The following is a 13,114-nucleotide window of genomic DNA, read 5'->3' as shown; positions in this document are numbered from 1 at the left end:
ATGATAAAAATGAAACTGGCTAAAAATATCGCGGCAATGGGTCTTGGCCTTGCCATGTCCGCCGCTGCATCAGCAGAAACGGTAATGAATGTGTTTACTTGGCTGCCGCCGACACATGCACAAAATGCCGTCGTCTGGCCAACATGGGCCAAATGGGTTGAAGACGCGACTGAAGGGCGTGTGAAAGTCAATATTGAGCGCACGTCGAATAATCCGGGTCAGTTGTTTCAGCTGGTTGAAGATGGTGTCGCGGATGCTGCCTTTACGTTTCACGGCTTTGTTCCAGGGCGCTTCCCCTTACAGCAGATCGTGGAACTGCCGGGTTTGGGGGTAAATGCCGAAGCGGCTTCAGTGGCACACTGGCGCGTGTATGAAAAGTATCTGAAACAGGCGGGTGAACATGAGGGCCTGGTGCCCATAGCCTTCTTCTCTCATGGGCCGGGTGTCATTCAAACAAACTTCCCTGTGAATTCTCTCGCGGATCTTGAAGGTAAAAAGATCCGTATTGGCGGCGGCGTGCAGTCAGACATTGGTGAGCGTCTTGATATTACTCCCGTGTCGGCGCCCGGTAATAAGGTGTATGAACTACTCCAGCAGGGCGTAACTGATGGTGTATTCATGCCGTTGAGTGAGCAGAAAGCTCAGCGTCTGGCTGAAGTGGCCCCTAACGTCACAGTGCTTCCTGGCGGCATGTATATGGGGAGCTTTGTCATGTTCATGAACCCTGACTTCCTGGAAGGGCTGAGCCAGCAGGACCGTGAAGCCATCATGAGTGTGTCCGGTGAAAAACTGTCCGCTATGGCCGGTAAGGCCTGGGATGCGGCGGACACGGATGCGCTGGCATATGCTCAGGCACAGGGTGGCAATATAACGCTGCTCAATAAAACGGATGCCATTACCACAGACTTTGCTGACAAGGTGAAAGGCCTGGATGAGGAGTGGATTGAGTCAGTTAAAGACTCGGGAGTGGATGCCCGGGCGGCATTGGATGAATTGCGCGCTATCGCAAAAGAGTACTACGAAGCGCACAACTCCTAAGTCCAACTTGGCAGGGGGAGGGGCAGGTTGTCCCTCCCGCCTGTTCAGCACCCTCAAATGCCTAGCTGTTCGGCGAGCTGCCTGGCCGTGTGTTGAACGGCTTCAATTGCGTTTTTTGTATCAAGGTTGTCCATTGCCACGACACCAATAGAGCACTCCAGCAAGGATTCGCTGTTGCGGGTTTTAATCGGGCTGGCAACGCCTACAGCACCTGCCTGCAAGTGCCCCCGCGTCAGACTGTAGCCATCCTTGCGTGCCTGAGTAACCATTTCCGGCTCATCAGCACTGGGCTCGCGACTGGAAAGGATCGCGATTCCGGCAGCACCCTGGCTGAGCGGGTGTTGGCTACCCACGCGATACCCCACTCGTAGAATCCCCGCATCACTCTCTTCTACCATGATCACACAGCCTTTATTCCCCTGGGCTACACAGACAAAAGCAGTAGCGCCGGCTTTACGTGCCAGAACTTCCAGTAGCGGCTGGGCTCGGGATCTGAGTTGCGGGAGAAAACGGTGTGAATACATCAGGGCTGCTGCACCCAGATGGATTTGTCCTGATTCTGATCTGACAACCAGGCCATGATCTTCCAGAGTGGCAATGATGCGGTATGCAATTGCCCGGTTAATCTCCAACTCCTCTGCGAGCTTAGCCACTGTTATCCCGTGCTCGGCTTTGGAAATCAGCTCGAGTGCATTGATGCCTCTGTCCAGAGTTTGGAGTGTGTTCTTCATTGTGTGATGTCTTTCGGAAAATGTAGCAAGGATGATAACAGCTCGGATGTACGGAGTTGTAATGCAATGAATCACTGCTGAGTATGTGCTATTCGCGGATGAGTATTCGGGGGCGCAAGTGAGCATTTCCAAGTGTGCAATGCAGTAGCAAATCGTTATGGCAGAAATGTGTCAGTATTCGCCGCAAAAAAACTTTTGAGCGCTCCCAACACCTGCCTTAGAGCCCCAGGCCACACCTGATCAGGCGTCTAAGCCATGCATTAGAATTTCTCGGTCATTCGCACAGAAACCCTCCATTTTTATCCGCCAGCTCCCTCCGCAGAATAGCGCCATCCAAGTCATCCAAACCTATTTGAATGGATCGCCAACATGTCTGTTGAACAACAGCAGGAAACCCCGGGAACCCGTTCTCGCCAGCACTGGATGGGTGTACTGGCCAAGTCCAGTGTCGAGGCGCTACAGCAGCGCTGGCAGGCACTTTCGCTGGAGCCTGAATATCAATTTATCCGCAAGCCGGAAACCGGTCTGACCATGCTGCGTGGCCGTGTCGGCGGCAGCGGCCAGCCCTTCAATATGGGCGAAATGACGCTGACGCGCTGTGCTGTACGTCTGGCCAGCGGCACCCTTGGCGTCAGTTATGTATCCGGTCGCAATTGCCAGCATGCCATTACCGCCGCACTTGCTGATGCCTTGTTGCAGGAGCGCAGTACTCAAAGCCTGCTGCAGCGTGAGCTGATCGAGCCACTGCAGGCCGATCTGGAGGCAGAGCGTCAGCAGCGTGCAGCCCAGGCCAACAGCACCCGCGTTGATTTCTTCACCCTGGTACGAGGAGAGGACTGATGGCCGTTTCCAGTCATGAATTGATCGCCGGTTTTACTGATCCGGTACAGGCGTCTCAGCAGGTGTTCCGCGCTGCACTCAAGGTGATGAGCGAGCCGGGCACACTGGTCGACGTTGATTACGTGGAAGAAGCACCCAAGGGGCTGGACCAGTCCACCTGGCAATTGACGCTGAGCCTGCTTGATCCCGATACCCGTGTCTGGCTCAGCCCGACATTGGCGGCCAATGACGCCGTGATCAGCAACCTGCGTTTCCACTGCCAGTGCCCGCTGGTGGAGAACCACGGCGAGGCGGATTTTGCCATCGCCCTGCACAGCGAACTGCCGCTGCTGGCCGAGCTGAACTGGGGCTCGGCGGAATATCCGGACCGTTCCACCACGCTGATGGTGCAGGTGCCAGCCTTAAGCGCTGAGCCGTTCTGGACCCTGAGCGGGCCCGGTATCGAACACACGCGTTCTTTGCGTATTGCCGGACTGCCGGATGCCTTCCGCGCCGAGCTGATCAAAAGCCGCCAGCGTTTCCCGCTGGGCATCGACACCTTCTGGTGCTGCGGCAATCAGCTGACTGCTCTGCCGCGCACCACGGCAATAGAGCCACTTAACACAGCACAGGAGGCCTGCTGATGTACGTAGCCGTAAAGGGCGGGGAAAAGGCGATCGACAACGCCCATGCCCTCATGCGCACCCAGCGCCGTGGCGACAGCGCCATTGCCGAACTGAGTGTTGACCAGATCCGTCAGCAGCTGCCGCTGGCGGTGGACCGGGTGATGAATGAAGGCTCGGTCTACGACCCTGAGCTGGCGGCGTTGGCGCTGAAACAGGCCAGCGGCGATGCGGTAGAAGCGATCTTTCTGCTGCGCGCCTACCGCACCACGCTGCCGCGTTTCGGTTACAGCGAGCCGCTGGATACCGAACAGATGCAGATCGAACGCCGCATCTCCGGCACCTTCAAGGACATGCCGGGCGGCCAGATTCTGGGCTCCACCTACGACTACACCCACCGTCTGCTGGACTTCAGCCTGCTGGCGGCCGGCGAGGCGGAAGTGGCACCGGAAGAAGCCAATGCCCTGTCTGAAGCGCTGGCTGCCGGCAACAGCTGCCCGCGCGTGCTGGAACTGTTAAACAAGGAAGGCCTGATCGAACAGAGCCGGGAAGCCGGGACGCCTGATGAGGTTCCCCGTGACTTGACCCGCGAACCAGTCAATTACCCGGCCGAACGCGCCGTGCGCCTGCAGAACCTGATCCGCGGCGACGAGGGCTTCCTGCTGTCACTGAGCTACGCCTCCATGCGCGGCTATGGCGACAGCCACCCGTTTTCCGGCGAAATGCGCACCGGTCGCGTCAGTGTGGAGCTGGTGCCGGAAGAGCTGGGCTTCCCGATCGAGGTGGGCGAAGTGCTGCTGACCGAGAGCGAGATGGTCAACCAGTTCCACGGCTCCAAGGAACTGCCGCCGCAGTTCACCCGAGGCTACGGCATCGCCTTTGGCCGGGCCGAACGCAAGGCGATGTCGGTGGCGCTGGTAGAGCGCGCCCTGCGGGCCGAAGAGCTGGGTGAAGAGGTGCTCTATCCGACCCAGGATCAGGAGTTTGTGCTGTCGCATACCGACTGTGTTTCCGCCAACGGTTTTGTCTCACACCTGAAACTGCCGCACTACGTCGACTTCCAGTCCGAACTGGAGATGATCCGCCGTCTCCGCAAGGAGCAGGTGCAGCGTACCGAAAGCACTACAAAAGAGGAGGCCGACGCATGAGCACTGCCACCGGCTACAACTTTGCCTATCTGGACGAACAGTCCAAGCGCATGATCCGACGCGCCATCCTCAAGGGCGTGGCGATTCCCGGCTATCAGGTGCCTTTTGGTGGCCGTGAAATGCCGCTGCCCCACGGTTGGGGTACCGGCGGCATGCAGGTCACCGCCAGCGTGATCGGCGAAGCCGACAAGCTGAAGGTGATCGACCAGGGCGCCGACGACACCACCAACGCGGTCAGCATCCGCCGTTTTTTCGCCCACACCGCAGGCGTGGAGACCACCGAGCAGACTGCCGAAGCGACGCTGATCCAGACCCGTCACCGTATCCCGGAACGCCCGCTGCAGGCGGATCAGATCCTGATCTATCAGGTGCCGATTCCCGAGCCGCTGCGCTTTATCGAGCCGCGCGAGAGTGAGACGCGCAAGATGCACGCGCTCAGCGAGTACGGCGCCATGCAGGTGAAACTGTACGAAGACGTGGCCCGTTTCGGCCATATCGCCACCAGCTACGACTACCCGGTGATGGTGAACAACCGCTACATGATGGACCCGTCACCGATCCCGAAATTCGACAACCCGAAGATGAGTATGATGCCGGCGCTGCAGCTGTTCGGCGCCGGTTTCGAGAAGCGTATCTACGCCGTGCCGCCGTTTACCCAGGTAGAAAGCCTGGACTTCGATGACCATCCGTTCGAGGTGCAGAGCTGGGACGAAGCCTGCGCCATCTGTGGTTCTGACCATAGCTTCCTCGATGAAGTTATTACCGACGACAACGGCAGCAAGATGTTTGTCTGCTCCGATACCGATTATTGCCGCGAGCGCGTTGAGCAGGGATTTGTTGGCACGGCCGCTGACTTGCCCATTGCTGAAGTGGGGACCAATTAATGAATACCGTAGTAGACCTGCTGACTTCAGCCAGCGAATGGCAGGATATCGCGCCGCTGCTTAGCGTGCGCGAACTGAACAAGTTCTACGCCCCGGGTAAAGGCTGTGGCGACATCAACTTCGACCTCTATCCGGGTGAAGTGCTGGGCATCGTCGGCGAGTCCGGCTCCGGCAAGTCGACCCTGCTCAGCTGCCTGTCGGCACGCCTGACGCCGGATTCCGGCAACGTTATCTACAACAGCGAACAGTTCGGCGAAATGGACCTGTACGCCTGTGAGGAGTCGATGCGCCGGGTACTGATGCGCTCCGAGTGGGGCATCGTGCACCAGCACGCCCGCGATGGCCTGCGCATGAACGTCAGCGCCGGCGCCAACATCGGCGAACGGCTGATGGCAGTGGGCGAGCGTCACTATGGCGACATCCGCGCCAAGGCTGAAGAATGGCTGACCGCAGTGGAGATCGATACCGGCCGTATCGATGATCGCCCCAGCCAGTTCTCCGGCGGCATGCAGCAGCGTCTGCAGATCGCCCGCAATCTGGTCACCCACCCCAAGCTGGTCTTCATGGATGAGCCCACCGGCGGGCTGGATGTGTCCGTGCAGGCCAAGTTGCTCGATCTGCTGCGCAACCTGGTGTCGCGTCTGGGGCTGTCAGTAATCATCGTCACCCACGACCTGGCGGTGGCGCGTTTGCTGGCGCACCGGCTGATGGTGATGCGTCGCGGTGAAGTCGTGGAAACCGGTCTGACCGATCAGGTTCTGGACGATCCCCAGCACCCGTACACCCAGTTGCTGGTGTCATCCATTCTGCAGAACTAGGAGCCTGTCATGACTGCAAACCAACTGATGATCGATGTGTCAGGAGTGGAAAAAGCCTTCACCCTGCACAATCAGGGCGGCGCCAGTTTTGGCGTGCTCGATAATGCCAGTCTGCAGGTGCAGGCCGGAGAATGTGTGGTGCTGCACGGTCAGTCCGGTGCCGGTAAAAGTACCTTTCTGAAGGCGCTGTACGCCAACTACTCCGTGGACGGCGGCGAGATTCGCCTGCGCGACGGTGAGCAGATGGTGGAGATCACCTCGGCGTTGCCGCGCCGTATTATCGCTCTGCGTCGCCAGGCATTGGGTTATGTATCCCAGTTTCTGCGCGTGATTCCCCGTGTTTCCACGCTTGAGGTGGTGATGCAGCCGCTGCTGGATCTGGGCGTGGATGCCGCCCTCTGTGAAGCAAAGGCGAAACACCTGCTGCAGCGCCTGAATGTGCCGGAGCGGCTATGGTCGCTGGCACCGGGCACCTTCTCCGGCGGTGAACAACAGCGCGTCAATATTGCCCGCGGCTTTATCGTCGATTATCCGATCCTGCTGCTGGACGAGCCTACCGCCTCGCTGGATGCCGCCAACCGCAAGGTGGTGGTGGAGCTGATCCGTGAAGCCAAGGATCGGGGGGCTGCCATCGTTGGCATCTTCCACGACGAAGACGTACGTGAAGCGGTCGCTGATCGCCTCGTCGACATCAAAGCGATTTGAACAGTTAGCGCGATCTGATACACAGACTGGATAGATAAAGATGAAAGAACAGATTCTGACCAACGCCCGCCTGATCCTGCGTGACGAAGTGGTCACCGGCACCCTGGTTGTTCGCGACGGCGAGATCGCCGAAATCAATCAGGAGATCAGCCAGCTGCCCCAGGCCGATAACCTGGATGGTGAATACCTGATGCCCGGCCTGGTGGAGCTGCACACCGACAACCAGGAAAAGTACTTCACCCCGCGCCCGAAGGTGGATTGGCCGGCGCACATGGCGATGGCGACCCATGATGCCCAGCTGATCGCCGCCGGTATCACCACCTCCTTCGATTCGGTGGCGCTGGGCGATATCATCGGCGAGAGCACCCGCGTCGAGAAACTGGATGCGATGATCAAGGCGATCATCGAGTCCGAGCGCGTCGGCCTCAACCGCGCCAACCACCTGCTGCACCTGCGCTGTGAAGTCAGCTATCCGGGCCTGATGGAGCTGTTCGAGCGTTACATCGGCGAAGATCTGGTCAAGCTGGTCTCGGTCATGGACCACGCGCCCGGCCAGCGCCAATTCCCGCCGGAGAACATTCCCAAGTACCGCGAGTACTACATGATCAAGTACGGCCTCAGCGATGATCAGATGGATGATTTCATCAAGCTGCAGCAGGCCAACAGTGCCCAGTATGCTGATCCTTTCCGCCGCCGCATCTGTGAGGTGTGCCATGACCGAGGCATCGCCATCGCCAGTCATGATGATGCCACCCTGGCCCATGCGCAGGAGTCGGCTCATCTGGGCATGCAGGTGGCGGAGTTCCCGACCACGCTGGAAGCGGCCAGGGCCTCCCATGAGCTGGGCCTGAAGGTGTTGATGGGCGCACCCAATATCGTCCGTGGTGGTTCTCATTCCGGCAACATAGCCGCCAAGGATCTGGCCAGTGCCGGTGTACTGGATATCCTCAGTTCCGACTATTATCCCTCGGCACTGGTGCAGGCAGCCTTTATGGTGGCTAACATGGAAGACAACGAATACGACCTGGCGCGTGCCATCGGGTTGGTGACAGCCAATCCGGCACAGGCGGCCAACCTGCATGATCGTGGTGAGCTGAAAGTGGGCCTGCGAGCCGACCTGGTTCAGGTGAACAGCCACTCGGTGATGCCTTTGGTGGAGCGGGTCTGGTGTAAGGGCAAGCGGGTGTTCTGATGATCAGAGGCACACTTTTTTATCTTGTCGGAGCCTCGGGCTCCGGCAAGGATTCATTGCTGGAAGGCTGTCGCCGGCAATTGCCGGCGCAGCTGCGCTGCTGTGTGGCACACCGTTATATCACCCGTGCAGCGGATGTGGGCGGTGAAAACCATATTCATCTGAGCGAAGCGGAGTTTCATCTGCGCGAGGAGCTGGGGCTCTTTGCCATGAACTGGTATTCACACGGTTATCATTACGCCATTGGCAATGAGATCGATACCTGGCTGGATTCCGGCGTGAATGTGTTGGTCAACGGCTCCCGTGAATACCTGCCCCATGCCATGGCCATGTATGACGAGCTGGTGCCGGTGCTGGTCGATGTGAACCCGGACAAGCTGCGGCAGCGCTTGATCAAGCGAGGGCGGGAAACCGCAGAGGAGATCGAATGCCGTCTGGCACGCCATGCTGAGATGGTGGCGCACATGCCCGGCTGCACCCTGCATGTCAGCAATGATGGCAAGCTGGAGGAGGGCGTGGCGGCACTGCTCGATGTGGTCAGGCAGAACAGCCTGCAATCCGTTGATGTATCCATGGATGTGGTATGAAACTAACCTTTCTTGGCACCGGTGATGTACGCCAGGTGCCAGTCTACGGCTGTCACTGTGGCGCTTGTGATGCAGCGCGTGAGGATGATCGCCTGCGCCGTCGTCCCTGCAGTGCCTTGCTGGAGTCGGATGACAAACGCGTATTGATCGATGGCGGGTTAACCGATCTGGCCGAGCGTTTTGCGCCGGGTGATCTCAATGCCATTCTGCTGACCCACTACCACGTCGATCATGTGCAGGGACTGTTTCATCTGCGCTGGGGGCTGAATGACAGTATTCCGGTGTACGGCCCGGATGATCGGGATGGCTGTGCCGACCTGCTCAAACACCCCGGTATTCTGGACTTTCGCGCACCGCTGGTGCCCTTTGTGGCGCTGATTATGGGCGATGTTCAGATCACTCCCTTACCACTGCGCCACTCCAAACCCACGTTTGGCTATCTGTTTGAACGCCATGGACGGCGTCTTGCCTATCTGACCGATACGGTGGGCTTGCCGCCTGAAACCGAGGCGTTTCTGAAACAGTACGAAGATCTGGAAGTGGTGATCGACTGTAGCCAGCCCCCGTGTGCGGAGCCTCCGCGTAACCACAACGACCTGAGCCTGGTACTGGGGATTCATCAGCGACTGCAGCCCAGACGCACCTGGTTGACCCATCTGGGCCATGAGATGGACGTCTGGCTGCAGCAACACAGCTTGCCGGATGCAGTCTGTGTTGCGCGGGATAATCTTGAGCTGATGCTTTACTGAACGGAAGGGCGTTGGCTCATCTGCTCATGCCAGCGTTTGAGGTTGGGCAGGCTGTCATTGACTTCCAGCTCCAGGCGGTCGAGAAAACCGCACAGCACCCAAAGGGTAATGTCGACGATGCTGAAGCGGTCGCCGGCGACCCAATCGGTTTTACCCAGCTGCTTGTCGACCACCGGCAGGAACTGCGCCAGGCGCTCGCGAGACTCCTCACCCCAGGCTTTGACACAGTTTTCACGGTCACTGAAAAAGCCGGACAGGTTACGGAAGGCCTGAAACGCCGGCACTACGCCCTGCAACTCAACGATACGCTGCCACATTTCAACCTGTGCCTGCTCCAGCGGGGTCGCGCCAAACAGCGCCTTGTCGTTGGGTGTGCTGGCATCAAAATAACGGCAGATCGCCACGCTCTCACAGATGTGAGTGCCATCATCCAGTTGCAGCACCGGAATCAGGCCGTTGGGGGCCTTGTCCAGAAAGGCTTCGCTGCGGTTTTCAGCGCCGCGAATGTCCACGTCTTCACGCTCCACTTCGATGCCAAGTTCGTTGAGAAAAATGGCAACGCGTCGCGCGCTGGGAGTTGCGGAATTTTCCAGTAATTTCATGTTGGGCCTCATGCTTGTTGTTATTGAGTGAGAAAAGCCGGTCTTCAGGGTATTACGACTGGCCCGACAAACGAAGTGACAACTTGTGCACCGTCGGTCCGAACAGGAAGGAGATCACGGCGGCAACGGGCCAGGCCAGGCTGAAAGCACGCATCCACTGGGCCAGGTACTGCTCATTAAAGCCCAGGTTAAGCCAGGTGACATACCCGGTCATCAGAAACGCCAGAACGAATGACATCAGTGCGGTAAACCAGAGGCGTTGCTTCATGGCCGTGTTCTCCTTGAGTGAATCGAATGTGCCTAAGTGTATATAATTGTCTAAACGTCAAATAGATATGTAATTCTCAATCTATAATTTCAAAAATGAAATCAAGCTACGATGATCTAGCCCTGTTCGTACAGATTGTACGGCTCCGCAGCCTGCAAGCAGCAGCGGACTACCTTGGGCTGCCCGCTGCCACCGTGACGCGCCGGCTGAAGCGCCTTGAGGCCAGTCTCGGTTTTCAGCTGGTCCGCCGTTCTGCCCGGCACTTCAGCCTCACCGGAGAAGGGGAGGTGTATTACGCCAGCTATGCGGCCCTGTTCGACGAGCTGGAGCAGGTGTCGGCGCAGTTAAGCCGTGATGCGCAGGAGATGAGCGGGCCGCTGCGAGTCTCGGCCCCCACGAATCTGGCCACCGGCCTGTTAAGCCCCATGTGGACCGACTTCATGAAGGCCCACCCGGAAGTCAGGCTGGAGCTGATGCTGAGCAACCGCACCGAAGACATGTTGCAGCAACGGATCGATATCGCCCTGCGTATAGGGCCGCAAACCAACTCTGGCCTGTATCAAAAGAAACTGGGCTGGGTGCGCACCCGCCTGGTGGCGTCGCCGGAGTATCTGGCCGAGGCTGGGGAACCGGTGGAGCTGGAACAGTTACAGCAGCATCGCCTGGCCGTGTTCAAGCAGCTGGGTCGCTGGCGTCTTCAGCACCAGTCCAGTGGCCGGCAAGTCACGTTGCACCCCTCGGCGACATCCACCGTCGATGATCTGACACTGGTAAAGCAGTTTGTCTGTGATGGCCTGGGGATCTCGCTACTGCCTGCCAACGAGATACAGCGGCCGGTGCAGGAAGGGCGGCTCAAAATTGTGCTGCCGGAATGGTCGGGTCCAGAGCGTGATATCTACGCGGTCTGGCCGGATGGGCGTTTGCTCAACGTGCGAGCGCGCCGCTTGCGGGATTTCATGCAGGACTACATCGGCCGTCAGCCGGTGCTTCAGGGCCGCTGCTGAGCGCAGTTAGAGCGGACATAAAAAAGCCGACCCCGAGGGGCCGGCTGGAAAACTCTGCAACCGTTCAGACTGAAGGGGGTAAAGCCTGAACGGCCCCAGCTAATCCCTTAGAACTTGACGCGCATACCTGCCAGGTAACCCATGTCAGAATCGTCTTCGTCAGTGTCTGCGATTTCAGCAAACAGGCTAACGTTTTTCTGAGTAGCGAACTTGTAGGTTACGTTTGCGTACCATTCTGTTACGTCGTCACCGGATTCCGGATCAGTGTTCACAACGCCAACAGCGATCTTGGTAGTCTGGCCAGCTTTGAAAGCAGCAGCCAGGTTGTACTGATCAGCGATGTCGTCGGTGGAGCTCCAGTCAGCTGCGAATTCAGCGAAACCAGCGTCGAACTCAGCGCTCAGACCCCAGGTATCGATGTCATCAGCACCGATGCTCGGAGTAGCGTTCTGGTAAGCAGCGCCGATGTTCAGAGCAGCGATGTCGAAAGATGCGAATACGTCGAAGTACTCGCCGTTTTCGCTTGCTTCGCCTTCAGCGTCCATTTCGTAGGAAGCGATGAAAGTAGCGCTGTCCATTTCAACGTCAACACGGATAGTGTCGTCGCCGGAAGTGCCCATAGCGTCGAAACGGTCTTCGTCGCTGACCAGCTCGTAAGCTTTCTCAACACCGAATTCGTCAGATGCGAAGTTCTGCTTACCGAAAGATACGGACGTGTTGCCGAAAGCCATACCAACGTACGCTTCTTCCAGCTTGCTGCCGTCCTGCTTGTCTTCAGCAGCATCCTTGAAACCGAAATCGACACGACCGAACGCTTTCATGTCGTTGCCCAGGTCGTAGCTGACGTAGTTTTTCAGCTCCAGATCGTCGAATTCGATCTCAGCGTTCTGGTCATTGCCAACGTCCTGACGCAGCTGAACCTGCAGGTCGCCGTTCAGCTTGTAAGTGAAACCATTGCCTTCATAGATAGTGGCGGCACTGGCAGAGCCAGCAGCTACAGATACTGCAACAGCCAGAAGAAGCTTTTTCATGAGCGAGACTCCGTTATTCAAATGTCTTTTCAGTGATTGATTATTTAAAGGCTGGTTTTAATCCAGCTCTTAAATTTATTACGAGTAGGTTCATCAGCCTGCTGATACCAGTACTGCAACATTTCTCCGATCATTTTCTGATCAGCATTGCTTGCAGGTTCTGCTGATTTTTTAACCACAGGCTGTTCATTAAACTGATGGCGTTCAACCCTCAGTGCGGGCATGGCAGCTGCCGCTCCGGACTGGTTAAATTTCATCAGCTCCGCGGTATAATCGCGGGCCAGTTGAAAGCCTTCTTTTTTCAGAATGCCCGACTGGTAAGGAAGGGTGCGTCCTTGCGAATCAACCAGCATCCACTGCGGTGATTGGTTGAATTGCTTAAGATCATAATGGTTGGTGATCTTGGGTGTCTGAAGCTTGATTTCGGTATCTTTTGCTTCAAAAAGAAGCACATAGGATTCGCTTGTTTCCAGGATTGAATCGTCGGAAGACTCTTCAATTTCAGCGGTATACTCAACAACGATCTGGTTTTTTCCGTTTTCCAGACGCAGGCTACCGGTGCTGTCAAACAGGCTGCTACGTTCCACTGCCTTGCCATTTACCGCGAGAATATCGGTGCCCTGGTTCAGCTTGATGGTTACATCCCCAAACACCACTGAAGGGATAAAACAGGTCAGTAGTGCTATTTTTTTGGAGAATGATTGCATGTTTTTTGTACCGAAATTTGTCTGTGTTTTTTAAATTCCGGTGCATGTTATTTTTCAAATGTTACATGGAGGTTTAAGTTATATTAAGGTTTGGTATTCTTCCGGTAATATAAATTAAACATCTGTTTGTTAGCGGGTTGTTTTATAACCAGACTGTCATAAAACGCCTCTAGAGTTTTGTCTTCACCTAAATACATCTGGAGGTATA

Annotated in this window: 16 protein-coding genes; 11 read left to right on the top strand and 5 right to left on the bottom strand. The window is 57.1% G+C overall.

The annotated features are described in order from the left end of the window. Positions 1-1,038 (top strand): TRAP transporter substrate-binding protein, encoded by a 1,038-nt coding sequence (locus BW956_RS10170; protein WP_076462675.1) that lies wholly within the window; start codon positions 1-3, stop codon positions 1,036-1,038. Between the two features lie 53 nt (positions 1,039-1,091). Here the strand turns inward: BW956_RS10170 and BW956_RS10165 are convergent, their stop codons facing one another. Then, on the bottom strand, positions 1,092-1,769 hold the full coding sequence (locus tag BW956_RS10165; RefSeq protein WP_076462674.1) for an IclR family transcriptional regulator: 678 nt from the start codon (positions 1,767-1,769) through the stop codon (positions 1,092-1,094). 369 nt (positions 1,770-2,138) lie between these two features. On the opposite strand from BW956_RS10165, the gene phnG reads away from it, so the two are divergent. From phnG to phnP, 9 genes are read left to right on the top strand one after another with little or no spacing between them, the layout of a single operon-like run. After that, positions 2,139-2,609, top strand: coding sequence for a phosphonate C-P lyase system protein PhnG (gene phnG / locus BW956_RS10160; RefSeq protein WP_076462673.1), 471 nt, complete (start codon positions 2,139-2,141; stop codon positions 2,607-2,609). Continuing rightward, the gene (phnH, locus tag BW956_RS10155) at positions 2,609-3,232 is read left to right on the top strand and encodes a phosphonate C-P lyase system protein PhnH (protein WP_076462672.1); all 624 of its coding nucleotides are present in this window, start codon (positions 2,609-2,611) and stop codon (positions 3,230-3,232) included. Before phnG ends, phnH begins: the two co-directional genes overlap by 1 nt. After that, positions 3,232-4,359 carry a carbon-phosphorus lyase complex subunit gene (locus BW956_RS10150; RefSeq protein WP_076462671.1) on the top strand — a complete coding sequence of 376 codons (1,128 nt, stop codon included), beginning with the start codon at positions 3,232-3,234 and terminating at the stop codon, positions 4,357-4,359. Before phnH ends, BW956_RS10150 begins: the two co-directional genes overlap by 1 nt. Then, a complete protein-coding gene (locus tag BW956_RS10145) occupies positions 4,356-5,243 on the top strand; it encodes an alpha-D-ribose 1-methylphosphonate 5-phosphate C-P-lyase PhnJ (RefSeq protein WP_076462670.1) in 888 nt (295 codons plus the stop codon). Before BW956_RS10150 ends, BW956_RS10145 begins: the two co-directional genes overlap by 4 nt. Continuing rightward, the gene (gene phnK, locus BW956_RS10140) at positions 5,243-6,061 is read left to right on the top strand and encodes a phosphonate C-P lyase system protein PhnK (protein WP_076462669.1); all 819 of its coding nucleotides are present in this window, start codon (positions 5,243-5,245) and stop codon (positions 6,059-6,061) included. The genes BW956_RS10145 and phnK overlap by 1 nt, the downstream gene beginning before the upstream one ends. 9 nt (positions 6,062-6,070) lie before the next feature. After that, complete coding sequence (gene phnL, locus BW956_RS10135; RefSeq protein WP_217695122.1) at positions 6,071-6,766, top strand: phosphonate C-P lyase system protein PhnL; 696 nt, start codon at positions 6,071-6,073, stop codon at positions 6,764-6,766. 40 nt (positions 6,767-6,806) lie between these two features. Next, entirely contained in the window at positions 6,807-7,958 is a 1,152-nt protein-coding gene (locus BW956_RS10130) for an alpha-D-ribose 1-methylphosphonate 5-triphosphate diphosphatase (RefSeq protein WP_076462668.1), read from the top strand. Next, complete coding sequence (phnN, locus tag BW956_RS10125; protein WP_076462667.1) at positions 7,958-8,545, top strand: phosphonate metabolism protein/1,5-bisphosphokinase (PRPP-forming) PhnN; 588 nt, start codon at positions 7,958-7,960, stop codon at positions 8,543-8,545. The genes BW956_RS10130 and phnN overlap by 1 nt, the downstream gene beginning before the upstream one ends. Next, positions 8,542-9,294 (top strand): phosphonate metabolism protein PhnP, encoded by a 753-nt coding sequence (gene phnP, locus BW956_RS10120; protein ID WP_076462666.1) that lies wholly within the window; start codon positions 8,542-8,544, stop codon positions 9,292-9,294. The genes phnN and phnP overlap by 4 nt, the downstream gene beginning before the upstream one ends. Here phnP and BW956_RS10115 read toward each other — a convergent pair. Then, on the bottom strand, positions 9,288-9,896 hold the full coding sequence (locus BW956_RS10115) for a glutathione S-transferase family protein (protein WP_076462665.1): 609 nt from the start codon (positions 9,894-9,896) through the stop codon (positions 9,288-9,290). The genes phnP and BW956_RS10115 overlap by 7 nt on opposite strands. Positions 9,897-9,948: 52 nt before the next feature. Further along, complete coding sequence (locus tag BW956_RS10110; protein WP_010323930.1) at positions 9,949-10,164, bottom strand: DUF2798 domain-containing protein; 216 nt, start codon at positions 10,162-10,164, stop codon at positions 9,949-9,951. Positions 10,165-10,259: 95 nt separating this feature from the next. Between BW956_RS10110 and BW956_RS10105 the strand changes: the two genes are divergently transcribed. Next, positions 10,260-11,168 (top strand): LysR family transcriptional regulator, encoded by a 909-nt coding sequence (locus BW956_RS10105; protein ID WP_076462664.1) that lies wholly within the window; start codon positions 10,260-10,262, stop codon positions 11,166-11,168. 107 nt (positions 11,169-11,275) lie between these two features. Here the strand turns inward: BW956_RS10105 and BW956_RS10100 are convergent, their stop codons facing one another. Continuing rightward, positions 11,276-12,199: a porin gene (locus tag BW956_RS10100; RefSeq protein ID WP_076462663.1), complete on the bottom strand. Its 924-nt coding sequence runs from the start codon at positions 12,197-12,199 to the stop codon at positions 11,276-11,278. Between the two features lie 44 nt (positions 12,200-12,243). Further along, entirely contained in the window at positions 12,244-12,906 is a 663-nt protein-coding gene (locus tag BW956_RS10095) for a YccT family protein (protein ID WP_083703016.1), read from the bottom strand. Positions 12,907-13,114 lie beyond the last annotated feature (208 nt).

Source organism: Marinobacterium stanieri, assembly GCF_900155945.1.
GTDB lineage: Bacteria > Pseudomonadota > Gammaproteobacteria > Pseudomonadales > Balneatricaceae > Marinobacterium > Marinobacterium stanieri.
The sequence above is the reverse complement of the archived record's forward strand: the minus strand, read 5'-3'. Positions and strand labels throughout refer to the sequence as shown.